The following is a 19,713-nucleotide window of genomic DNA, read 5'->3' as shown; positions in this document are numbered from 1 at the left end:
TGCCCACTCTGGTCAATACTTGGGTGAAGGCGCTGTGGTGGATTCGCAGGGCTGGCACCATTTTTTGCAGACTGACTGTTGTCCTGAACTGAAATCCGTAAGGAGAAAGGAATGCTGATTCTGACTCGCCGGGTCGGAGAGACCCTGATGGTCGGTGATGAAGTAACTGTCACCGTGTTGGGCGTGAAAGGTAATCAGGTGCGCATTGGCGTTAACGCGCCGAAGGAGGTTGCCGTGCACCGTGAGGAAATTTACCAGCGCATCCAGAAAGAGAAAGGCGAAGAACCAAGCCACTAATTTTTATCGAAATTTTGGCTTTGCAAACGGGGAAAACATGGTTATCATGCGCCCCGTGTTGCGGAGAGGTGGCCGAGTGGCCGAAGGCGCTCCCCTGCTAAGGGAGTACATCTCAAAAGGGTGTCGGGGGTTCGAATCCCCCCTTCTCCGCCATATTTGTGTTCTAGGGTTTGCAGCCAGTGTTGATCGATAAGTTATTGTAACTAATCAGATTAAGCGCTTGATTATAACGATCACATCCCTATAATGCGCACGCTTGATGCACTCATAGCTCAGCTGGATAGAGTACTCGGCTACGAACCGAGCGGTCGGAGGTTCGAATCCTCCTGAGTGCACCATATAGTTTCAGCCAGCGGTGATCTGGTCTAAAAGCGCCATTTGCACTCATAGCTCAGCTGGATAGAGTACTCGGCTACGAACCGAGCGGTCGGAGGTTCGAATCCTCCTGAGTGCACCATATAAGAAGGGCCTGCAGCGATGCAGGCCCTTTTTCTTTGTCTAGCGTTTGCCTTTTACGCAGCCGGCCTCATCGAAGCTGACGTTGCGACTATTGCCTTGCTGGTCGCGGTAGCGGTAGCGCGTCTGGCCATTCTGGCTACTGACTCTATCCGGCTTACCCAGAATACTTTCTACGTCCGCGCGGGTCATGCCGCTGCGTATCTGTTGTTTGATCATTGCCGTGCGGCGGGCGCGGCCGGTGACGCGGTTGCCACAGCCGTCCTGCGGTTCGCCAACCACTACCAGTTCGCGACTGCTGTTCTTGGCCGCGGCGCGAGAAGGTTTCCTGCTTTTCGCCAGTGGCACGGGTTTGCCGCTGCCGGGGGTTGGGCTATGGGCCTCTTGCAGTTGCTGGTCCTGTTCGCTGGGGCAGCCGCGCAGGGTGAAGGTGATGTGGCCACTGTTGTCTTCGCAGCGAAACACGGTTGAGGCCAGTAGTGGGGATGGGGCCAGCAGAATGGCGCAGAGCGCTGCGCGGTGCAGTCCGAGCATGGAAACGTCCTCCTTGACGATCGCCCGGCAAGCTTAGCCGATAGGTTTTTAACTGCCAGCGGTGTCTTGCGCGGTGTCGCTGGCGTCGCAATTGCGGACCTGCAAAAAGTACTCAAGTGTGTGATGCAAGCGCTTGTTCTTGCCGAGCTTTGTCAGGTGCAAAGCGGCAGTGCGGTGTTATCATCGATCGCGTCAGCCCCGCCGGGGCTTGTGGAACACCACCATGGACTTACCCAGTAGTTACTCTGAACCTCGATTGTGCAATCGCGTATTGACTGATTGACCCTCCTTGGCGTTCTCCGCCGCTGGGGGTGGAGCGCGCCATGACTGAAGTAGAAGCCAAAAAGCCGCAAGAAAGCCTGCAGGATCGCCTGGCTCAGGTGGTCGAACTGCTGCATCGGCACAAGTTGGTCGAAGACCTGGCGCATCGCCAGGAAGGCCAGCATGCCGACCGGGTGGAAAACCTGGTGCACAGGCAGAATCTCGTCGAGCTGCAACGCAAGCTCGATGATCTGCACTCCGCCGACGTTGCCCACATTCTCGAAGCGTTACCGCTGGATGATCGCCTGACCGTTTGGCAGTTGGTCAAGGTCGAGCGCGATGGCGATATTCTGCTGGAAGTGTCCGATGCGGTGCGCGAATCACTGCTCGACGACATGGAGGATCACGAGATCCTCGCGGCGGCCAAGGAGATGGACGCCGACGAGCTGGCGGACCTGGCGTCCGAATTACCGCGCGATGTCGTCCATGAGCTGATGGAAACCCTCGATGCCCAGCAGCGCGAGCGGGTTCGCTCGGCGCTGTCCTACGAGGACGAGCAGGTCGGTGCGCTGATGGACTTCGAGATGGTGACCATCCGTGAAGACGTCAGCCTGGAGGTGGTGCTGCGCTACTTGCGTCGACTGAAGGAGTTGTCGGGGCATACCGATAAGCTGTTCGTGGTCGATTACGACGGTGTGCTCAAGGGGGTGCTGCCGGTCAAGCGTCTGCTGGTTAATGACCCGGACAAGCTGGTCAGTGAGGTGATGGCCACCGATCCGGTGAGCTTTCATCCGGATGAGGACGCCTATGATGCGGCTCAGGCATTCGAGCGCTATGACCTTATTTCCGCGCCGGTGGTGGACAAGAACGGCAAGCTGATCGGCCGTTTGACCATCGATGAAATGGTCGACCTGATTCGCGAGGAAAGCGAAAGCGAAGTGCTGAATATGGCCGGTCTGCGCGAGGAGGAGGATATCTTCGCCTCGGTGTGGAAGTCGCTGCGTAACCGTTGGGCTTGGTTGGCGATCAACTTGATCACCGCTTTCCTGGCCTCGCGGGTGATCGGGCTATTCGAGGACTCGATCGAAAAGCTGGTGGCCCTCGCGGCCCTGATGCCTATTGTCGCAGGCATCGGGGGCAACTCAGGCAACCAGACCATCACCATGATTGTCCGCGCCATGGCGCTGGATCAGGTCAGCACCGGTAACACCTCGCGTCTGATACGCAAGGAGCTGGGGGTTTCCTTGGTCAATGGCCTGGTCTGGGGCGGGGTGATCGGCGTGGTGGCTTATCTGCTGTACGGCAGCTGGTCGCTGGGCGTGGTGATGATTGCGGCGATGACCCTTAATTTGCTGCTGGCGGCATTGATGGGGGTGTTGATCCCGATGACCCTGGTACGAATGGGGCGTGACCCGGCACTGGGCGCCAGCGTGATGATTACGGCCGTGACCGACAGTGGTGGTTTCTTTATCTTTCTGGGAATGGCTTCGGTGTTCCTGCTTTGATGGTGGCCTGCGTGATGCATGGTTTCCAGCGCAGTTCAGCTCAGAGTCGCGACGCTTTTTCGTCTTAAAATGTCGCAAAGTATCGTCAGTGATTTGCTTCAAACGCTTGTTTCAAGCTAAGGTTCGCCCGCTCTGCCTGGGCTAGATCCGGGCGTCTCCGCTAACTAAAAGAAGATGCGACCTCTGCGTCGCGGTAATAAGGAGTCATCGTGACCCCCAGTCAACTCCTGCTCGAGGGTGTCGAGCTCATGCTGTTCGGCATGGGCTCAGTATTTATCTTCCTGGTTCTGCTGATTCTGGCGATTCGTTTGATGGCGCGGTTGCTTGAGCGTTTCGCGCCCGCCGCGCCGGTGCGTGCCTTGGCCGCGCCGTTACCGGTCAAGGTGGCCGGGCCTGAGCCTGAGCCCGACGTACTTGCCGCCATTCAGTCCGCCATTTATCAGCACCGCGCCCGTCGCGGTTGATCCAGGTTTGCCAGGGAGTTTGCGTATGACTGTTGTGAAGAAAGCGCTTGGTATCACCGATGTGGTGTTGCGCGATGCCCACCAATCCATACTGGCCACCCGGGTGCGCCTGGAAGACATGTTGCCGATCGCGCCCAAGCTCGATCAGGTCGGTTTCTGGTCGGTCGAGTCCTGGGGCGGGGCGACCTTCGATGCGTGCATTCGTTATCTCGGCGAAGACCCTTGGGAGCGCATTCGTGCGCTGAAGAAAGCCATGCCCAATACCCGTCAGCAGATGCTCCTGCGCGGGCAGAACCTGCTGGGTTACCGGCACTATGCCGATGACGTGGTGGAGAAGTTCGTCGAGCGTGCGGCCGTCAACGGCGTCGACGTGTTCCGCGTGTTCGACGCGATGAACGATCCGCGTAATCTGGACACCGCGCTGAAAGCGGTGAAAAAGCAAGGCAAGCACGCTCAGGGCACGATTTCCTACACCACCAGTCCGGTACACTCGCTGGAGATGTGGATCGACCTGGCCAAGCAGATCGAGGACATGGGCGCCGACTCCGTGGCGATCAAGGACATGGCCGGTATCCTCAACCCGTACACCGCCTTCGAGTTGGTGACGCGTCTGAAGGCCAGCCTGTCGATCCCGATTCACATGCAGTGCCACGCGACTGCCGGCCTGTCGACTGCGGCGATTCTCAAGGCGGTGGAAGCCGGTATCGACAACGTCGACACCGCAATTTCCTCGCTGTCGATGACCTATGGCCATTCGCCGACCGAATCGGTAGTGGCGATCTTCCAGGGCTCCGAGCGCGACACCGGCCTGAACCTGGAGCTGCTCGAAGAGATCGCGGCCTACTTCCGCGAGGTGCGGAAGAAGTACGCCAAATTCGAAGGCAACCTGCGTGGCGTCGACTCGCGCATCCTGGTGGCTCAGGTGCCGGGCGGCATGCTGACCAACATGGAGGGCCAGCTGAAAGAGCAGGGCGCCCTCGACAAGTTCGATGAAGTGCTGGCGGAAATCCCGCGGGTGCGTGAAGACCTCGGTTTCATTCCCCTGGTGACGCCGACCTCGCAGATCGTCGGCACTCAGGCGGTCATCAATGTCCTCACGGGCGAGCGCTACAAGTCGATCACCAAAGAAACCGCCGGCGTGTTGAAGGGCGAGTACGGCGCCGCGCCAGCCCCGTTCAATCAGGAGCTGCAGGCGCGGGTGCTGGATGGCGCCGAGGTCATTACCTGCCGTCCAGCCGATCTGCTCACGGCGGAAATGGACAAGCTGAGTGCCGAGCTCAAAGGCATTGCCCAGGAGAAGGGCATCGCGCTGGCCAAGGACGAGATCGACGATGTGCTGACCTATGCGTTGTTCCCGCAGATTGGTCTGAAGTTCCTGGAGAATCGCGGCAATCCAGCGGCCTTCGAGCCTGCGCCAACTGGCGATGAACTGCCGGAGCGCGTGGCGGGTCAGCCTGAAACCTATACGGTGGCGGTGAACGGCAAGTCCTATGTCGTACAGGTCAACGAGGGGGGCGATATCAGTGGAATCAAGCCCGTCGATGGCGCTGGTGCGAGCGCGGCACCGAGTGTAGCCGCCGCACCAGTCGGTGGTGGCGAGCCGCAGAGCGCGCCTTTGGCCGGCAATATCTTCAAAGTCATGGTGCAGCCAGGGGCGGCAGTCGAGGAAGGCCAGCTGGTGATCATCCTCGAAGCGATGAAGATGGAAACCGAGATCCGTGCGTTCAAGGCCGGCACCGTGGGTGCGGTTAACGTCAAAGTGGGCGATGCGGTGGCGGTGGGCGACAGCCTGCTGACCATCGGTTAAGGGGCTCTAGCATGGAAAAGCTCCTTAAACTCTGGCAGAGCACGGGTCTGTATCACCTGGAGCCAGGTCAGGCCTTGATGATCGTGGTCTGTCTCGGACTGATCTATCTGGCCATCAAGAAAGGCTTCGAGCCGCTGTTGCTGATCCCGATTGGCTTCGGTGGCCTTCTGGCCAATATTCCGGTGGCCAACATGGCCGAAGGTGCCGGGGTGCTGCATCTGTTCTACGAAGTCGGCCTGCCGACCAGTGTGTTTCCGCTGCTGATCTTCATGGGCGTCGGTGCCATGACCGATTTCGGCCCGATGCTGGCGAACCCCAAGACCTTGTTTCTCGGCGCAGCGGCGCAGTTCGGTATTTTCGCCACGCTGATCGGCGCACTGGCGATTGCCGCCCTGGGGATTCCGGGGATGGAGTTCACCCTGCGCGAAGCCGCGTCCATCGCCATCATCGGTGGTGCCGACGGCCCGACCTCGATCTTCGTCACCGCCAAGCTGGCACCGCATCTGCTCGGTCCGATTGCGGTCGCGGCTTACTCCTACATGGCCCTGGTGCCGTTGATTCAGCCACCGATCATGCGCGCGCTGACCACCAAGGAAGAGCGCGCCATCGTCATGCAGCAGTTGCGGCATGTCAGCCAGGTCGAGAAGATCGTCTTTCCGCTGGTGCTGTGCCTGTTGGTGGGTATGTTGCTGCCGGATGCCGCGCCGCTGGTGGGCATGTTCGCCTTTGGCAACTTGTTGCGCGAAGCCGGAGCGGTCGAGCGCCTGGCGGACACCTCACGTAATGCCTTGATCAACATCGTCACTATCGCACTGGGTTTGACCGTGGGTTCCAAGCTGTCGGCGGAGTCCTTCCTGCAGATGAAGACCTTGGGGATTCTGCTGTTGGGCATGGTGGCCTTCTGTGGCGGCACCGCGGCGGGTGTGCTGATGGCCAAGCTGATGAATGTCTTCAGCGACAACAAGATCAACCCCTTGATAGGTTCGGCAGGCGTATCGGCGGTGCCGATGGCCGCGCGGGTGTCGAACAAGGTTGGTCTTGAGGCCAATCCGCAGAACTTCCTGCTGATGCATGCCATGGGGCCGAACGTGGCCGGGGTGATTGGCTCGGCAGTGGCGGCGGGGGTGTTGCTCAACTTTGTTGGCTGATGCCGCAAGCAGGAATGCCGCCACTGGCGGCGTTCTTCAGCCATAAAAAAACCGACCCTTGAGGTCGGTTTTTTTATGGCCAGAGTTTAAGCGTTCTCGGCGGCCTGTTCGGCGTCGTGGGCAATCAAGGCCACCAGGGCGTTCTGTTGGCGACGCGACAGTTGGCGGAAGCGTTGCAGCAGTTCACGCTCATGCAAGGACAGTTCGGGGCTGTCGAGGCGCAGGTTCAGGTCATCACTCAGGGCGCCTTCCTGAAGCATGCTCTGCTCGAGGCGGGCGATAATTTCTGAGTTCATGCTGCGATGATGGTTACGTGCCACGTCGGCGATACGCTCGCGCATGCCGTCGGGTAAGCGAACGACGAACTTGTCAGCCGTGCGGCTGGAATAGATAGCCTGTTTCATAGGGCCCATACATTAAACCGGTTAGTTCAGGGAGACGATGCTGGCATTCAGCTACGAGATTGTCACCGGTTTGACCACCTTTAGCACTAGGCGTTCAACCAGAATCGTCATTTGCTCATATATGACCGACCAGTCACATAGATAAATTTTTGGCGCCAAATACACGTCGTATTTTGATGTAAATACCGGCTTTCTGCCAGCACCGATTGTCAGGGATGAGCGGTATTGAGCATAAAGACGGTGGTCCTGGCGTTTGCGATAAAAACGTAAAGTAATAGTCACTCAAGCGTCATGGTCCGTTAACGGGGCTGATGCGGGATTCGCCTGCCTTGGTCTATACCAGAAGGCGGCCTGAGGTCGCCGTGTATCGTTAACGCGAGGGCAAGCCATGAACGCAGTGATCCGGGTAGAGGGGCGAACAAAACGTTCGGCCGCAAACAGGCGCTGTACGACTTGGCCTTGTCCGTCCAACCGGGTGAGATGGTCGCCCGGATCGGCGCCTCCGGCTCAGGTAAGTCGACATTGCTGCGCCACCTGGCGGGACTCGCCTGCTGCGATAGTACCGACGGAGGCCGTATTGAGGTGCTCGGCCGCCAGATGCAGGCGCAAGGGCGGTTGAGTGGAGGAAGGTGTTGATGGGCGCGCCGAATATCGTCCGCGGCGGCTCGCACTCGGGCAATATCGCCGCGGCCGAACGGGCCCGCGAGAGCGTGCTGGACATTCTCTCCAGCGATTACTACCCGGCCAGCTTGTTGCAGGCGGCGCTGCTGCTCGCCGGGCAGGACTACGGTTATGATCTGCCCGCGGCGATCGCCATCGTCAGCCGCATCCCCGCGCAGGCGGCCGGTCTCGGTGATCGTGGCGAGATCCGCGTGGGCTTGCGCGCCGACCTGGTGCAGGCGCGGCAGCATGAGGGGCAGGCGGTGATCCAACAGGTCTGGCGACAAGTCGAGAGGGGGTTCTGATGCGCGGCAGCTTGATCTATCTAATAGGCCCCTCGGGGTCGGGCAAGGACAGCCTGTTGCATGTGGCGCGTGAACGCCTCGGCGAGCGCGGCTGCGAGATCGCCCGGCGGGTGATTACCCGTTCCGCCGAGGCGACGGGTGAGGATGCCGTGGCCGTATCGCCCGAGGCCTTCGCCGAGCAGGAGCGCGCGGGCGCCTTCGCCATGAGCTGGCGCGCCCATGGCCTGGCCTATGGCATCCCCAGGCAGATCGACGACTGGCTGGCGGCCGGCCGGGATGTGCTGGTCAATGGTTCGCGCGGTTATCTGGACGAGGCGCGACGGCGCTACCCGGACTTGATCGGGGTGCTGTTGACGGTCGATGACGAGGTGTTGCGCCAGCGTCTGTTGGCCCGCGCGCGCGAGACGCCGACGGAGATCGAGGCACGCCTGGCACGCAATGGCCAGTTTCGCGCGGGCGCTGCGGCCGAGGCGGCGCAGCTGCACCTGCTGGATAACTCCGGGCCGTTGCAGCAGACCCTGGACAACCTGCTGCGCCTGATTAGTGCCAGCCGCACATGCGCCTGAGCCTGCTTGGCACCGGCGATGCGCGTCAGCTGCCGGTGTACAACTGCAGCTGCGTTGGGGCCAGGATTTGGTGATTCCGGTGCATGGCCCGGACGATCCCGAGGGCTTCGCCGATCTGTACAAGCACCCAGGGATTCTCGACTTCTCCCAGCCCTTCGCCGCCTTCGAGCAGTGCCAGTTGGCCGGGGTGCGGGTCAGCGCACTGCCACTGACTCACTCCAAGCCAACCTTCGGCTACCTGTTCGAGAGCGAGGGCAGGCGGCTGGCCTACCTGACCGATACCGTCGGCGTGCCGGCCGCCAGTGAAGCTCATTTGCTCGCGGCCGGACGCCTGGACGTGCTGGTGCTGGATTGCTCAACCGCGCCGCAGCCGCAGGCGCCGCGCAACCACAACGACCTGACCCGCGCGCTGCAGGTGATTGAGCGGCTGCAGCCAAGCGAGGCGGTGTTGACCCATATAGGTCACAGTTTCGACGCCTGGTTGCTGGAGCATCCCGAGGCGCTGCCGGCAGGCATCTAGGTGCGAATCAGTCCAGCGGCAACTCGGTGGTGCGCTTGACCTCGCTCATGGCGATGTTCGAGTGCGCCTCCTGCACATGCGGGCGTTGCAGCAACTGGTCGCGCAGGAAGCGCTCGTAGCCGGCGATGTCCTTGGCCACCACCTTGAGCAGGTAGTCTGAACCGCCGGCCATGGTGTAACACTCCAGCACCTCGGGGTAGCCGACTATGGCCTGTTCGAATTCTTCCAGGTTGCTGCGGCCGTGGGCCGACAGCTTGATATTGACGAAGACCGTCATGCTCAGCCCGAGCAGCTTGGGGTTGAGCAGGGCGACTTTGCGCTCGATCAGCCCGTCTTCCTGCATGCGATGAATCCGTCGCCAGCAGGGTGATTGTGACAGTTCGACCTTTTCCGCGACCTCCGCCGCCGTGAGGTCGCCGTTGTGTTGCAGCAGGCGGAGAATCTTGCGATCGATAGGACCCAGCGGATTCTGCATGATTTATTCCGATATGTAGTTTTTGTTGGAAGGTTCATGCGAAATATTGGCGTTCTGACTCGAAAATAGAAAGAAAAAATCGGTACCGCTCAGTCATATTCTTAGCCAGTCGTTTCGTGCAGTGATCCTGCGCGCAACAGAACAATGATGGCATTCACCGTTGCCATCCAAGGTCGCCATAACAATAAGGAGCGCCCGCATGTCTCTGGCCGAGATCCGCCTGGATGATAAATACCGCCTCGCCGCAGGTCACCTGTACCTCACCGGCACCCAGGCGCTGACCCGCCTGCCGATGCTGCAGAAGCAGCGCGACACGGCCCACGGCCTGAACACCGCCTGCTTTATTTCCGGCTACCGCGGCTCGCCCCTGGGCAACCTCGACAAGAGCCTGTGGGAAGCCAAGGGCTTCCTGCAGGAGAACGCCATCCACTTCCAGCCGGGGGTCAACGAAGAGTTGGCGGCCACCTCGGTGTGGGGCAGCCAGCAGACCAACCTGTTCCCCGGCGCCCGCTACGACGGCGTGTTCGCCATGTGGTACGGCAAGGGGCCAGGCGTCGACCGCTGCGGCGACGTGTTCAAGCACGGCAACTCGGCGGGGGTCTCCGAGCATGGCGGCGTGCTGCTGTTGGCCGGCGACGACCATGGCTGCAAGTCCTCGAGCATCGCCAACCAGAGCGAGCACGCCTTTATCGCCGCGTCGATCCCGGTACTGAACCCAGCCAACGTCCAGGAAATCCTCGACTACGGCATTCTCGGCTGGGAACTGTCGCGCTACAGCGGTTGCTGGGTGGCGCTGAAGACCATCGCCGAGAACGTCGACTCATCGGCGGTGGTGGAAGTCGATCCGCTGCGCATGCAGGTGAAGATTCCCGAGGACTTCGAACTGCCGCAGGACGGCGTGTACATCCGCTGGCCGGACCCACCCCTGGCCCAGGAAAAACGCCTCAACACCTACAAGATCTACGCCGCCCGTGCCTTCGCCCGCGCCAACAACCTCAACCAGGTGCTGCTCGACTCGCCGAACCCGCGCCTGGGCATCATCACCACCGGCAAGTCCTATCTGGATGTGCGCCAGGCCCTGGAGGACCTCGGTCTGGACGACGCACTCTGTGCCCAGGTCGGTCTGCGCGTGCTCAAGGTCGGCATGAGCTGGCCGCTGGAGCCGGTCTCGGTGCACGAGTTCGCCGAGGGCCTGGACGAGATCCTGGTGGTGGAAGAGAAGCGCAGCATCATCGAGGACCAGCTGACCGGTCAGCTGTACAACTGGCCGGTGGGCAAGCGCCCGCGAGTGGTCGGTGAATTCGACGAGGACGGTATCTCCTTGCTGCCGAATCTGTCCGAGCTGACTCCGGCGATGATCGCCCGCGCCATCGCCAAGCGCCTGGCGCCGATCTACAGCAGTGCCAGCATCGAAGAGCGTCTGGCCTTCCTCGCCGCCAAGGAAGCCTCCCTGGCCGCGCCCAAGCACAGCACCGTGCGCACCCCGCATTTCTGCTCCGGTTGCCCGCACAACACCTCGACCAAACTGCCGGAAGGCAGCCGCGCCCAGGGCGGTATCGGCTGCCACTACATGACCCAGTGGATGGACCGCAACACCGACACCTTCACCCAGATGGGCGGCGAGGGCGCGACCTGGATCGGCCAGGCGCCGTTCACCGACACCCCGCACATCTTCCAGAACCTCGGCGACGGCACCTATTTCCACTCCGGTCAGCTGGCCCTGCGCGCGGCGGTCGCCGCCGGGGTCAATATCACCTACAAGATTCTCTACAACGACGCGGTGGCGATGACTGGCGGCCAGCCGATCGACGGCGAACTGCGCGTCGATCAGCTCAGCCAGCAGGTGTTCGCCGAGGGTGTCAAGCGCATCGCCCTGGTCAGTGACGAGCCGGAGAAATACCCGAGCCGCGACGGCTTCGCGTCCATCGTCACTTTCCATCACCGCAGCGATCTGGACGCGGTGCAGCGTGAGCTGCGTGAGTTCAAGGGCGTCTCGGTGATGATCTACGACCAGACCTGCGCCACCGAGAAGCGTCGTCGGCGCAAGCGCGGCAAGCTGGTCGATCCGGCCAAGCGCGCCTTTATCAACCCGGCGGTGTGCGAGGGTTGTGGCGATTGCAGCGTCAAATCCAACTGCCTGTCGGTGTTGCCGTTGGAGACCGAAGAGGGACGCAAGCGGCAGATCGACCAGAACAGCTGCAACAAGGATTTCAGCTGCGTCGATGGCTTCTGCCCGAGCTTCGTCACCGTGCACGGTGGCAGCCTGCGCCAGCCCGAGGCGGTGGGCCTGAATGCCTTGTTCATCAGCTTGCCGGAGCCGCGTCAGCCCTCGCTCGAACGTCCCTGGAACATCCTTCTGCCCGGCGTCGGCGGCAGCGGCGTGACCACAGTCGGCGCCCTGCTGGGCATGGCCGCGCATCTCGAGGGCAAGGGCTGCAGCGTGCTCGATCAGGCCGGCCTGGCGCAGAAGTTCGGCCCGGTGATCACCCACATCCGTATCGCCGCCAAGCAGGACGACATCTTCGCGGTGCGCATCGCCGCCGGCGAAACCGACCTGCTGCTCGGTTGCGACCTGGTGGTGGCCGCCAGCGAGGAAGCCCTGGCCAAACTCAACGAGACCATTGCCCATGCGGTGGTCAACAGCCATGAGGCGGCTACCGCCGAGTTCACCCGCAATCCGGATGCCCAGGTGCCGGGCGCGGCCATGCGCGAGGCGTTGATCGAGGCGGTGGGCGCGAACAAGACCCACTTCGTCGATGCCACGCGTTTGGCCACCCGCTTGCTCGGCGACAGCATCGCCACCAACCTGTTCATGCTCGGTTACGCCTACCAGAAGGGCCTGGTGCCGGTGTCCGCCGAGGCCATCGACAAGGCGATCTCGCTGAATGGCGTGGCGGTGCAGCTCAATCAGCAGGCATTCCTCTGGGGTCGTCGCGCGGCCCACGATGCGGCGGCGGTAGAAAAACTGGCCAAGCCAACCATGCCGCAGGCGCCACGCTGCGAAACCCTGGAGGAAATCGTAGCGTTCCGCGTCGCGGCCCTCACGGCCTATCAGAACGCCGCCTACGCCGAGCGTTACCGGGCGCTGGTGGCACGGGTGCGTCAGGCCGACAAGCAGGGCGATCAGGCCCTGACTAAAGCCGTGGCGCGCTACTACTTCAAGCTGCTGGCCTACAAGGACGAGTACGAGGTGGCGCGGCTGTACAGCGACGGCCGCTTCATCGAGCAGCTCGAGGCGCAGTTCCAGGGCGATTACCGCCTGGAGTTCCACCTGGCGCCGTCCTGGCTGAGCAAGCGCAACCCGCTCACCGGCGAACCACGCAAGCGCCAGTTCGGCCCCTGGATGTTCAAGGCCTTCGGCCTGCTGGCCAAGCTCAAGTTCCTCCGTGGTACGCCGCTCGACCTGTTCGGCTACAGCGCCGAGCGCGAGCTCGAACTGCAGCTGATCGCGGACTATGAGCGTGACCTCGGCGAGCTGCTGCAGCAACTCAACGCCGGCAACTATGCCACCGCCGTGGCGATCGCCGAGCTGCCGGAGCAGATCCGCGGCTACGGCCACGTCAAGGAGCAGGCTCTGCTCAAGGTGCGTGCCCAGCGCAAGCAGTTGCAGGAGCGCATGCAGGCCCGGGAAATCCAGGTCGTGCAGCTGTTCGAGCCCGCGGCCTAATCCCTCCCAATTTCTAATCCAGAACCCTCTCCCATGACGGGAGAGGGGCGATCCCCTACAACAAAAAAACCGAGGAACCCCCATGTCCGTGTTTTCCCACGTCGATTTCGATCACCACGAACAGGTCGTCTACGGCCACGACAAGGCCAGCGGCCTGAAAGCCATCATCGCCATCCACAACAGCCAGCTCGGCCCGGCGCTGGGCGGCTGCCGCATGTGGCCCTATGCCGATGATCAGGAAGCGCTACGCGATGTGCTGCGCTTGTCGCGGGGCATGAGTTACAAGTCGGCGTTGGCCAACTTGCCCCTGGGCGGCGGCAAGGCGGTGATCATCGGCAATCCGCACACCGGCAAGAGCGAGGCGCTGTTCCAGGCCATGGGCGATTTCGTCGACAGCCTGGGCGGGCGCTACATCACCGCCGCCGACTCGGGTACCGGCGTGGCCGAGATGCAGATCATGGCCGAGCGCACCCGCCATGTGGCCGGCGCCGGCCAGCGCGAAGCCTTCGACGGTGGCACGCGCAATGGCGACCCCTCGCCATCCACCGCCTATGGGGTGTTTATCGGCTTGCAGGCGGCGGTCAAGCATCGCCTGGGTCGCGATGATCTCAAGGGCCTGAAAGTGGCGATTCAGGGCGTCGGCCAGGTCGGTTTCAGCCTGGCTCGGCACTTGAAAGAGGCGGGCGCCGAGCTGTGGGTAACCGACATCCAGGAGGCCAATGTGCGCCGCGCGGTCGAGCAACTGGGCGCCAAGGCGGTGGGTCAGCACGATATCTATGGCCTGGATGTGGACGTGTTCGCCCCCTGCGCCATGGGCGCGATCATCAACCCGCAGACCCTGGAGGCCCTGCGTGCCCCGGTGATCGCCGGCGCGGCGAATAACCAGCTGGCCGACGCGCAGTTGGCCGAGGAGCTCAAGCGCCGTGGCTGCCTGTATGCGCCGGACTATGCGATCAATGCCGGTGGGATCATCGACGTCTGTTACGAGCGCACCGGCGGCAGCGCCGCACAGCTCAAGGCGCACATCGAGGGTATCGGCGACACGCTCAAGCAGATCTTCGAGCGCGCCGATGCGCAAGGCCAGACCACCAGCGCGGTGGCCGACAGCCTGGCCCGCGAGCGCCTGCAAGCCGGACGCTGACGGTCTGTGTGGGTGGGTTAGCCGCAGGCGTAACCCATTCTCCGGTCGTTAGGCCAGCAATGCTAACGCCTCGCGTCAGAGCGCTGGGTTACGCCGCTGCGCGGCTAGCCCAGCCTACAAAAATGCTGCATCCGTTTTCCGACTGACTTTTTACAACAACAAGAGGGCAAGTCCCAATGAGTCAAGACAGCATCGCCGCCGCCAATCTGGCCGGCGCCTCCAGCAGCGCAACCGGTCGCGGCCTGTGGTCTTCGCGCTGGATGTTCTTCCTCGCCGCCACCGGTTCGGCGGTGGGCCTGGGCAATATCTGGAAGTTCCCCTATATCACCGGGCAGAACGGCGGCGGTGCCTTCGTCCTGGTCTACCTGGCGTGCATTCTGGTGATTGGCATTCCGCTGCTGATGACCGAGGTGATGATCGGTCGACGCGGCCGGGCCAACCCGGAGGGGGCTATCGCCAGCCTGGCCAAGCGGGCCAGCGCCAGTCGTCACTGGCGCAAGTTGGGCACCCTGGCGGTGCTCACCGGCTTTCTGATTCTCAGCTTCTATTCGGTGGTGGCCGGCTGGGCGCTGGCCTACGCGCCAGCGGCCGCCATGGGCGACTTTGCCGGACTGGATGGCGAGAGCAGCGGGGCGCTGTTCGGTGCCATGCTTGGCGACCCCTGGAAGTTGATCGGCTACGGCACCTTGGTGTTGTTGTTGACCCTGGGCATCGTCGGCCTGGGCGTACGGGAGGGCCTGGAGCGTTCGCTGCGTTTCATGATGCCGGGGCTGTTCGTGCTGCTGTTGGTGCTGGTCGGCTACGCCACCACCACCGGGCACTTCGGTGAGGCCGTGCACTTTCTGTTCGCCGCCGACTTCAGCAAGCTCAGCGCGCAGAGTGTGCTGGTGGCCCTCGGGCATGCCTTCTTCACCCTCAGCCTGGCCAGTGGCGCCATGATGGTCTACGGCTCCTACCTGCCGGCGGGCACCTCCATCGCCGGGACTTCGCTGATGGTGGCCCTGGCCGATACCGGGGTGGCACTGCTGGCTGGCTTGGCGATCTTCCCGTTGGTGTTCGCCAACGGTCTGGAGCCGGGCTCGGGGCCTGGGTTGATCTTCGTCACCCTGCCGATCGCCTTCGGTCAGATGCCATTTGGTCAATTGGTCGGTGGGCTGTTCTTCATCATGCTGGCCATCGCCGCTCTGACCTCGGCGATTTCCCTGAGCGAGCCGACTATCGCCTGGCTCAGCGAGAAGTTCGCCATCGGCCGCCTGAAAGCAGTGGTGCTGAGCGGCGTGGCGCTGTGGCTGCTGAGTTTGGGCACGGTGCTGTCGTTCAACCTTTGGTCGGAATTCACCCTGTTCGGCAAGACCTTCTTCGACAGCCTGGACTACCTGACCACCAACCTGATGATGCCCCTCGGCGGCCTGGGGACGGTGCTGTTCACCGGCTGGGTATTGAGTCGGACGACGGTGCAGGAGGCGCTGGGCATTGAGCATCCGCAGCTGTTCAAACTGTGGTGGCTGGTGCTGCGTTGGCTGACCCCGCTGGGTATTCTGGTGGTGTTTTTGCACACCCTGGGTCTGTTCGGCTAGCAGGTTGCTGCAAAGCGACGGCGCTCGGCCAGGGCGTGATCTCTCAGTAGGTTTTTCGGCGGCCTGCGAGGCACGCACGGAGCACCTGAAGACGCGCCTTGGCGATTCAATCAAGCGTCAACGCCAGGCTGATGCCGTGGGGCTTGAAACCCTGTTGCGCATAGAAACGATGCGCCGCCTCGCGACTGAGATTGCTCGACAGCGCCAGCTTGTAGCAGCCCCAGGCACGGGCGCGCTCGACGGCGCTGGCGATCAAGCGCTGACCGATACCGAGGCCGCGGACGTCGGCATGCACCACCAGGTCCTCGAGGATCGCCGAGCGTGCGAAGTTGTGCGCCAGGTGTTCAATCAGATTGACCGTGCAGGTGCCGAGCAACCTGCCGTCGCGCTCGGCCACCAGCACGACACGGCTGTGCGGCAACTCACTCAGACGCAGGGCCAGCAGCGTGGGGTCGGCGCGCGGCTCATCGTCGCCGAGTTGCTGCAGTAACCCCGCCAAGGCCTGCGCATCGCCACTGCAGGCGGCGCGTACGCTGAAGCTGGCGAAGGGGGAGTCGGGCAGGTGTGGAACGTTCGGCTGGCTCATGGCTATCTCCAGGATGGCTTGTCGGCAGTATGGCTAGCTCTCGATGGCAGCCGCATGACAAATCCGCAGAGGGCCGCTAAGATGCCGCCCGACTGCCGAGGACATCAGGCAGTGCAACTCGGTCCCCTTAGTTCAATGGATAGAATAAGCCCCTCCTAAGGGTTAGATGCTGGTTCGACTCCAGCAGGGGACACCAAACAAAAAAGGCTTACGCAGTGCGTAAGCCTTTTTGCTTTCTCGGTTGTGCGGCGGCGGATCAGTGCGGTTGTACCTGCGCCTGGGCGGTTGCGCTGGTGGTGTCTTCAGCCAGGCAGGCCGCTGCGGTGAACAGCACGTCGGTGGAGGAGTTCAGCGCGGTTTCCGCCGAGTCCTGGAGGATGCCGATGATGAAGCCGACGGCGACCACCTGCATGGCGATTTCGTTGGGGATGCCGAACAGGCTGCAGGCCAGCGGAATCAACAGCAGCGAACCGCCCGCGACCCCGGACGCGCCGCAGGCACTGATCGAGGCCAGCAGGCTGAGTAGCAGGGCGGTGGGCAGGTCGATGGCAATGCCCAGGGTATGCACGGCCGCCAGGGTCAGCACGCTGATGGTAATCGCCGCCCCGGCCATGTTGATGGTCGCGCCCAGTGGAATTGACACCGAGTAGGTTTCCTCATGCAGGCCCAAACGTTGGCAGAGCTGCAGGTTGACCGGAATGTTGGCCGCCGAGCTGCGGGTGAAGAAGGCGGTCAGGCCGCTCTCGCGCAGGCAGGTGAACACCAGCGGATAAGGGTTGCGGCGAATCTTGCAGAACACGATGGCAGGGTTGACCACCAGCGCGACGAACAGCATGCAGCCGACCAGCACCAGCAACAGGTGCAGGTAGTCGAGCAGGGCGCCCATGCCGGATTCGGCGAGGGTCGCGGCAACCAGGCCGAAAATCCCCAGGGGCGCCAGGCGGATTACCAGTTTGACCATCGCGGTCACGCCCAGCGACAGGTCGCCGAGTAGCTGCTTGCTGCTCGGGCTGGCGTGGCGCAAGGCGAAGCCGAGGCCGATGGCCCAGGCCAGGATGCCGATGAAGTTGCCCCTGAGCAGCGCGTTGATTGGGTTGTCGACGACGTTGAGCAGCAGGGTCTTGAGTACTTCGCCGATGCCGCCCGGGGGCGACAGTTCGGCGCCCTGGCTGGCCAGGGTCAGGGTCGAGGGGAAGCTGTAACTGGCCAGCACGGCGATCAGTGCCGCGCTGAAGGTGCCGAAGAGGTAGAGCAGCAGGATCGGGCGGATATGGGTTTGCTGACCACGCTGGTGATTGGCAATCGAGGCGGCGACCAGGACGAACACCAGCACCGGTGCAACGGCCTTAAGAGCGGACACGAATACCGTACCGAGCAAGCTGACGCTCAAGGCGGCTTGGGGGAAGAACAGCGCTAGCAGAATGCCGGCCAGCAAGCCGATGATGATTTGCACCACCAGGCTGGTGCGGTTCAGTAGGTGCAATAGCGGGTGTTGAACATCGGGCATAGCATGCGTCTCACATTCAAAGGGGGCGGCGCGCCGTATCCGCTGCAAACCACGACCTCAACTTGAAGAGCCTTGCTCTGGCGGGTCTGAATGCGCAGGGGGACGGCAGCGTCTAGCGAGTTGTACGGGCCTTGCTGGAACGTTATCCACCCGGTCAGGAAAAAACAGCGCGCGACTCTAGCATACTGCGCGGCATGCCGAGCTGATCCAGCGGAGGCGCCCGCCAAATGGCGAGTTTTAGCAAGTGTTTGACGCACAAGCATGTCAAGCCGCTGTGAGGCAGGCTAGGCTAGCAGCACGTCCGAGCCTGAGAGAGTTGTCATGTCCAACGAGACCGTTACCTCGCCCAGCGAGGCGCCGCTGACTGCCGTCGAAGCCCGCATCCTTGGCTGTTTGATCGAAAAGCAGGCGACCACGCCGGAAGCCTACCCGTTGACCCAGAATGCCCTGGTGCTGGCCTGCAACCAGAAAACCAGTCGCGAGCCGCTGATGAACCTCAATCCCGGTCAAGTGGGCCAGGGCTTGCGCAGTCTTGAGGGGCGAGGCCTGGCACGCTTGGTGATGGGCAGCCGGGCTGACCGCTGGGAACATCGCGCAGACAAGGCGCTGGAACTGGTGGCGGCTCAGGTCGTGTTAATCGGTCTGTTGCTGTTGCGCGGCCCGCAGACCGTCAATGAGTTGCTTACACGCAGCAATCGCATGCACGACTTCGACGATGCCGAGCAGCTGCAACACAATCTGGAGCGGCTGATTACCCGTGAGCTGGTCTGCCTGTTACCGCGTCAAGCGGGGCAGCGGGAAGATCGCTATATGCATTTACTGGGGGAACCGGCCGATCTTCAGACCTTGCTGGAGGCGCGTGCGCTGTCCGGGGAGCGCGTATCCAGCGCCGCGCCGCATGACGAAAGTCGGCTGGAAGCACTGGAGGCGCGGGTGGCGGCTCTGGAAGAGCGGCTGGCGCGCTTGGAATAAGCGGTTATTTAAGAGGCGGATTCGCTAAGCGTTGCGAGTCGCAGACAGAGCAAAGGCGCCGAAGTGGCGCCTTTGCTGTTTTGAGGGCTGGCATGAGCTGTCAGCTGATACGGCTGGCGGCGGTGCTGTCGGCACCGTCTTCGGCGACCCGCAAGCGCTCTTGAAGACGTTCGGCCCCACCTTCGGCTACGCGGTTGACGGCGGTGCTGTCGGCACCATCTTCGGCGATCTTCAAGCGCTCTTGCAGCCGCTCGGCCCCGCCTTCGGCAACGCGGTTGACGCCGGTGCTGTCGGCACCGTCTTCGGCGATCCGCAAGCGCTCTTGCAGACGCTCGGCCCCGCCTTCGGCAACGCGGTTGACGCCGGTGCGGTCAGCGCCGTCTGCGGCGATGGTGCTGCTGGCTTTGCCCTCACCGAGTAAGGCGTGCGCTGCGTTTTGCGGAAGGGCGAAAGTACTGGCGGACAGGCTAACCAGGATCAGGCTGGCGAGAATTTTCTTTTTCATCTTGAGGCTCCTCGTAAGGGCGGTAAGTGAGTACGGGGCCCATGCTACTCAGAAAATTTCGATGAAGAAGTTCCGATGCCTGATGGAGATAATCGATGCCGTCGATAGTAGGTTTTAGCCCTCTAGAATGGCTTTTTCATGGTCTGCTCAGCGAGTTGCTCCGACAGTATTAAGTGATAGATAAAATGATATAAATGATCAGTTAATTAGATATATATGATGCGCAGTTCGTTGAACTGGGAAGTGCGCTGCGAGGTTGCTTGAAATTCTGAACGGCCGATGCGTATTTTGTACGTGTTGGCCGTTATACGATGGCTCTCGCGCCCTACTAAGGATATGAACAGATGAGTACCGCT

At 62.1% G+C, this 19,713-nt stretch carries 16 protein-coding genes, 4 tRNA genes and 3 pseudogenes; 17 read left to right on the top strand and 6 right to left on the bottom strand.

The genetic code is table 11. The annotated features are described in order from the left end of the window. The first annotated feature begins 111 nt into the window (after positions 1 to 111). The 4 genes from csrA (at position 112) to FBY03_RS01025 (ending at position 754) form a co-directional block, all read left to right on the top strand. A complete protein-coding gene (gene csrA / locus FBY03_RS01040; RefSeq protein ID WP_025165378.1) occupies positions 112 to 297 on the top strand; it encodes a carbon storage regulator CsrA in 186 nt (61 codons plus the stop codon). A 62-nt stretch (positions 298 to 359) separates the two neighbouring features. Beyond that, positions 360 to 450 (top strand) — tRNA-Ser (locus FBY03_RS01035). Positions 451 to 558: 108 nt separating this feature from the next. Next, positions 559 to 635, top strand: a tRNA-Arg gene (locus FBY03_RS01030). Between the two features lie 42 nt (positions 636 to 677). Then, positions 678 to 754: transfer RNA gene (locus FBY03_RS01025), tRNA-Arg, on the top strand. A gap of 41 nt (positions 755 to 795) precedes the next feature. On the opposite strand, the gene FBY03_RS01020 is transcribed toward FBY03_RS01025, so the two are convergent. Beyond that, positions 796 to 1,287: a DUF4124 domain-containing protein gene (locus tag FBY03_RS01020; protein ID WP_147170338.1), complete on the bottom strand. Its 492-nt coding sequence runs from the start codon at positions 1,285 to 1,287 to the stop codon at positions 796 to 798. A 323-nt stretch (positions 1,288 to 1,610) separates the two neighbouring features. Between FBY03_RS01020 and mgtE the strand changes: the two genes are divergently transcribed. From mgtE to FBY03_RS01000, 4 genes are all read left to right on the top strand, one after another. Further along, positions 1,611 to 3,053 carry a magnesium transporter gene (mgtE, locus tag FBY03_RS01015; RefSeq protein WP_147170337.1) on the top strand — a complete coding sequence of 481 codons (1,443 nt, stop codon included), beginning with the start codon at positions 1,611 to 1,613 and terminating at the stop codon, positions 3,051 to 3,053. Positions 3,054 to 3,262: 209 nt separating this feature from the next. Then, complete coding sequence (locus FBY03_RS01010) at positions 3,263 to 3,517, top strand: OadG family protein (protein ID WP_147170336.1); 255 nt, start codon at positions 3,263 to 3,265, stop codon at positions 3,515 to 3,517. Between the two features lie 25 nt (positions 3,518 to 3,542). Then, on the top strand, positions 3,543 to 5,324 hold the full coding sequence (gene oadA, locus FBY03_RS01005; RefSeq protein ID WP_147170335.1) for a sodium-extruding oxaloacetate decarboxylase subunit alpha: 1,782 nt from the start codon (positions 3,543 to 3,545) through the stop codon (positions 5,322 to 5,324). A gap of 11 nt (positions 5,325 to 5,335) precedes the next feature. After that, positions 5,336 to 6,472: a sodium ion-translocating decarboxylase subunit beta gene (locus tag FBY03_RS01000; RefSeq protein WP_147170334.1), complete on the top strand. Its 1,137-nt coding sequence runs from the start codon at positions 5,336 to 5,338 to the stop codon at positions 6,470 to 6,472. An 86-nt stretch (positions 6,473 to 6,558) separates the two neighbouring features. Here the strand turns inward: FBY03_RS01000 and FBY03_RS00995 are convergent, their stop codons facing one another. Next, the gene (locus FBY03_RS00995) at positions 6,559 to 6,885 is read right to left on the bottom strand and encodes an Arc family DNA-binding protein (protein ID WP_147170333.1); all 327 of its coding nucleotides are present in this window, start codon (positions 6,883 to 6,885) and stop codon (positions 6,559 to 6,561) included. 379 nt (positions 6,886 to 7,264) lie between these two features. Between FBY03_RS00995 and FBY03_RS00990 the strand changes: the two are divergent. From FBY03_RS00990 to FBY03_RS00975, 4 genes and pseudogenes are all read left to right on the top strand, one after another. Continuing rightward, a pseudogene (locus tag FBY03_RS00990) lies at positions 7,265 to 7,500 on the top strand (ATP-binding cassette domain-containing protein); the annotation flags it as partial. A 2-nt stretch (positions 7,501 to 7,502) separates the two neighbouring features. Beyond that, positions 7,503 to 7,841 (top strand): annotated as a pseudogene (locus FBY03_RS00985) (alpha-D-ribose 1-methylphosphonate 5-triphosphate diphosphatase); the annotation flags it as partial. Further along, positions 7,841 to 8,407: a phosphonate metabolism protein/1,5-bisphosphokinase (PRPP-forming) PhnN gene (gene phnN / locus FBY03_RS00980; RefSeq protein ID WP_147170332.1), complete on the top strand. Its 567-nt coding sequence runs from the start codon at positions 7,841 to 7,843 to the stop codon at positions 8,405 to 8,407. The pseudogene FBY03_RS00985 and the gene phnN, both read left to right, overlap by 1 nt. 10 nt (positions 8,408 to 8,417) lie before the next feature. Continuing rightward, positions 8,418 to 8,927 (top strand): annotated as a pseudogene (locus FBY03_RS00975) (MBL fold metallo-hydrolase); the annotation flags it as partial. Between the two features lie 7 nt (positions 8,928 to 8,934). On the opposite strand, the gene FBY03_RS00970 reads toward FBY03_RS00975, so the two are convergent. Next, positions 8,935 to 9,402 (bottom strand): Lrp/AsnC family transcriptional regulator, encoded by a 468-nt coding sequence (locus tag FBY03_RS00970; protein WP_025165398.1) that lies wholly within the window; start codon positions 9,400 to 9,402, stop codon positions 8,935 to 8,937. Positions 9,403 to 9,601: 199 nt separating this feature from the next. On the opposite strand from FBY03_RS00970, the gene FBY03_RS00965 reads away from it, so the two are divergent. The 3 genes from FBY03_RS00965 to FBY03_RS00955 all read left to right on the top strand — a co-directional run bounded on the left by FBY03_RS00965 (position 9,602) and on the right by FBY03_RS00955 (position 15,787). Further along, positions 9,602 to 13,069: an indolepyruvate ferredoxin oxidoreductase family protein gene (locus FBY03_RS00965; protein ID WP_147170330.1), complete on the top strand. Its 3,468-nt coding sequence runs from the start codon at positions 9,602 to 9,604 to the stop codon at positions 13,067 to 13,069. A gap of 82 nt (positions 13,070 to 13,151) precedes the next feature. Further along, positions 13,152 to 14,210 (top strand): Glu/Leu/Phe/Val dehydrogenase dimerization domain-containing protein, encoded by a 1,059-nt coding sequence (locus tag FBY03_RS00960; protein ID WP_147170329.1) that lies wholly within the window; start codon positions 13,152 to 13,154, stop codon positions 14,208 to 14,210. Positions 14,211 to 14,386: 176 nt separating this feature from the next. Then, positions 14,387 to 15,787, top strand: coding sequence for a sodium-dependent transporter (locus FBY03_RS00955; protein ID WP_147170328.1), 1,401 nt, complete (start codon positions 14,387 to 14,389; stop codon positions 15,785 to 15,787). A gap of 106 nt (positions 15,788 to 15,893) precedes the next feature. On the opposite strand, the gene FBY03_RS00950 is transcribed toward FBY03_RS00955, so the two are convergent. Next, positions 15,894 to 16,373 carry a GNAT family N-acetyltransferase gene (locus FBY03_RS00950; RefSeq protein WP_147170327.1) on the bottom strand — a complete coding sequence of 160 codons (480 nt, stop codon included), beginning with the start codon at positions 16,371 to 16,373 and terminating at the stop codon, positions 15,894 to 15,896. Positions 16,374 to 16,494: 121 nt separating this feature from the next. Between FBY03_RS00950 and FBY03_RS00945 the strand changes: the two genes are divergently transcribed. Continuing rightward, a tRNA-Arg gene (locus FBY03_RS00945) sits at positions 16,495 to 16,569 on the top strand. Between the two features lie 60 nt (positions 16,570 to 16,629). Here FBY03_RS00945 and sstT read toward each other — a convergent pair. Then, the gene (gene sstT, locus FBY03_RS00940; protein ID WP_147170326.1) at positions 16,630 to 17,880 is read right to left on the bottom strand and encodes a serine/threonine transporter SstT; all 1,251 of its coding nucleotides are present in this window, start codon (positions 17,878 to 17,880) and stop codon (positions 16,630 to 16,632) included. A 321-nt stretch (positions 17,881 to 18,201) separates the two neighbouring features. On the opposite strand from sstT, the gene FBY03_RS00935 reads away from it, so the two are divergent. After that, positions 18,202 to 18,852, top strand: a complete 651-nt coding sequence (locus FBY03_RS00935; protein ID WP_147170325.1) for a YceH family protein — start codon at positions 18,202 to 18,204, stop codon at positions 18,850 to 18,852. A 100-nt stretch (positions 18,853 to 18,952) separates the two neighbouring features. Here the strand turns inward: FBY03_RS00935 and FBY03_RS00930 are convergent, their stop codons facing one another. Further along, positions 18,953 to 19,357: a phage infection protein gene (locus FBY03_RS00930; protein ID WP_147170324.1), complete on the bottom strand. Its 405-nt coding sequence runs from the start codon at positions 19,355 to 19,357 to the stop codon at positions 18,953 to 18,955. Between the last annotated feature and the right edge of the window lie 356 nt (positions 19,358 to 19,713).

The organism is Pseudomonas sp. SJZ079 (assembly GCF_007993865.1).
In the GTDB taxonomy this organism is placed as follows: Bacteria; Pseudomonadota; Gammaproteobacteria; order Pseudomonadales; family Pseudomonadaceae; genus Aquipseudomonas.
The sequence above is the reverse complement of the archived record's forward strand: the minus strand, read 5'-3'. Positions and strand labels throughout refer to the sequence as shown.

Excerpts from the sequence above, each read along its gene's own strand:
- FBY03_RS00965 (WP_147170330.1), top strand. The coding sequence starts at position 9,602 with ATGTCTCTGGCCGAGATCCGCCTGGATGATAAATACCGCCTCGCCGCA.
- phnN (WP_147170332.1), top strand. The coding sequence starts at position 7,841 with ATGCGCGGCAGCTTGATCTATCTAATAGGCCCCTCGGGGTCGGGCAAG.
- mgtE (WP_147170337.1), top strand. The coding sequence starts at position 1,611 with ATGACTGAAGTAGAAGCCAAAAAGCCGCAAGAAAGCCTGCAGGATCGC.
- FBY03_RS01000 (WP_147170334.1), top strand. The coding sequence starts at position 5,336 with ATGGAAAAGCTCCTTAAACTCTGGCAGAGCACGGGTCTGTATCACCTG.
- FBY03_RS00955 (WP_147170328.1), top strand. The coding sequence starts at position 14,387 with ATGAGTCAAGACAGCATCGCCGCCGCCAATCTGGCCGGCGCCTCCAGC.
- FBY03_RS00930 (WP_147170324.1), bottom strand. The coding sequence starts at position 19,357 with ATGAAAAAGAAAATTCTCGCCAGCCTGATCCTGGTTAGCCTGTCCGCC.
- csrA (WP_025165378.1), top strand. The coding sequence starts at position 112 with ATGCTGATTCTGACTCGCCGGGTCGGAGAGACCCTGATGGTCGGTGAT.
- FBY03_RS01020 (WP_147170338.1), bottom strand. The coding sequence starts at position 1,287 with ATGCTCGGACTGCACCGCGCAGCGCTCTGCGCCATTCTGCTGGCCCCA.
- FBY03_RS00995 (WP_147170333.1), bottom strand. The coding sequence starts at position 6,885 with ATGGGCCCTATGAAACAGGCTATCTATTCCAGCCGCACGGCTGACAAG.
- FBY03_RS00935 (WP_147170325.1), top strand. The coding sequence starts at position 18,202 with ATGTCCAACGAGACCGTTACCTCGCCCAGCGAGGCGCCGCTGACTGCC.
- FBY03_RS00950 (WP_147170327.1), bottom strand. The coding sequence starts at position 16,373 with ATGAGCCAGCCGAACGTTCCACACCTGCCCGACTCCCCCTTCGCCAGC.
- oadA (WP_147170335.1), top strand. The coding sequence starts at position 3,543 with ATGACTGTTGTGAAGAAAGCGCTTGGTATCACCGATGTGGTGTTGCGC.
- FBY03_RS00970 (WP_025165398.1), bottom strand. The coding sequence starts at position 9,402 with ATGCAGAATCCGCTGGGTCCTATCGATCGCAAGATTCTCCGCCTGCTG.
- sstT (WP_147170326.1), bottom strand. The coding sequence starts at position 17,880 with ATGCCCGATGTTCAACACCCGCTATTGCACCTACTGAACCGCACCAGC.
- FBY03_RS00960 (WP_147170329.1), top strand. The coding sequence starts at position 13,152 with ATGTCCGTGTTTTCCCACGTCGATTTCGATCACCACGAACAGGTCGTC.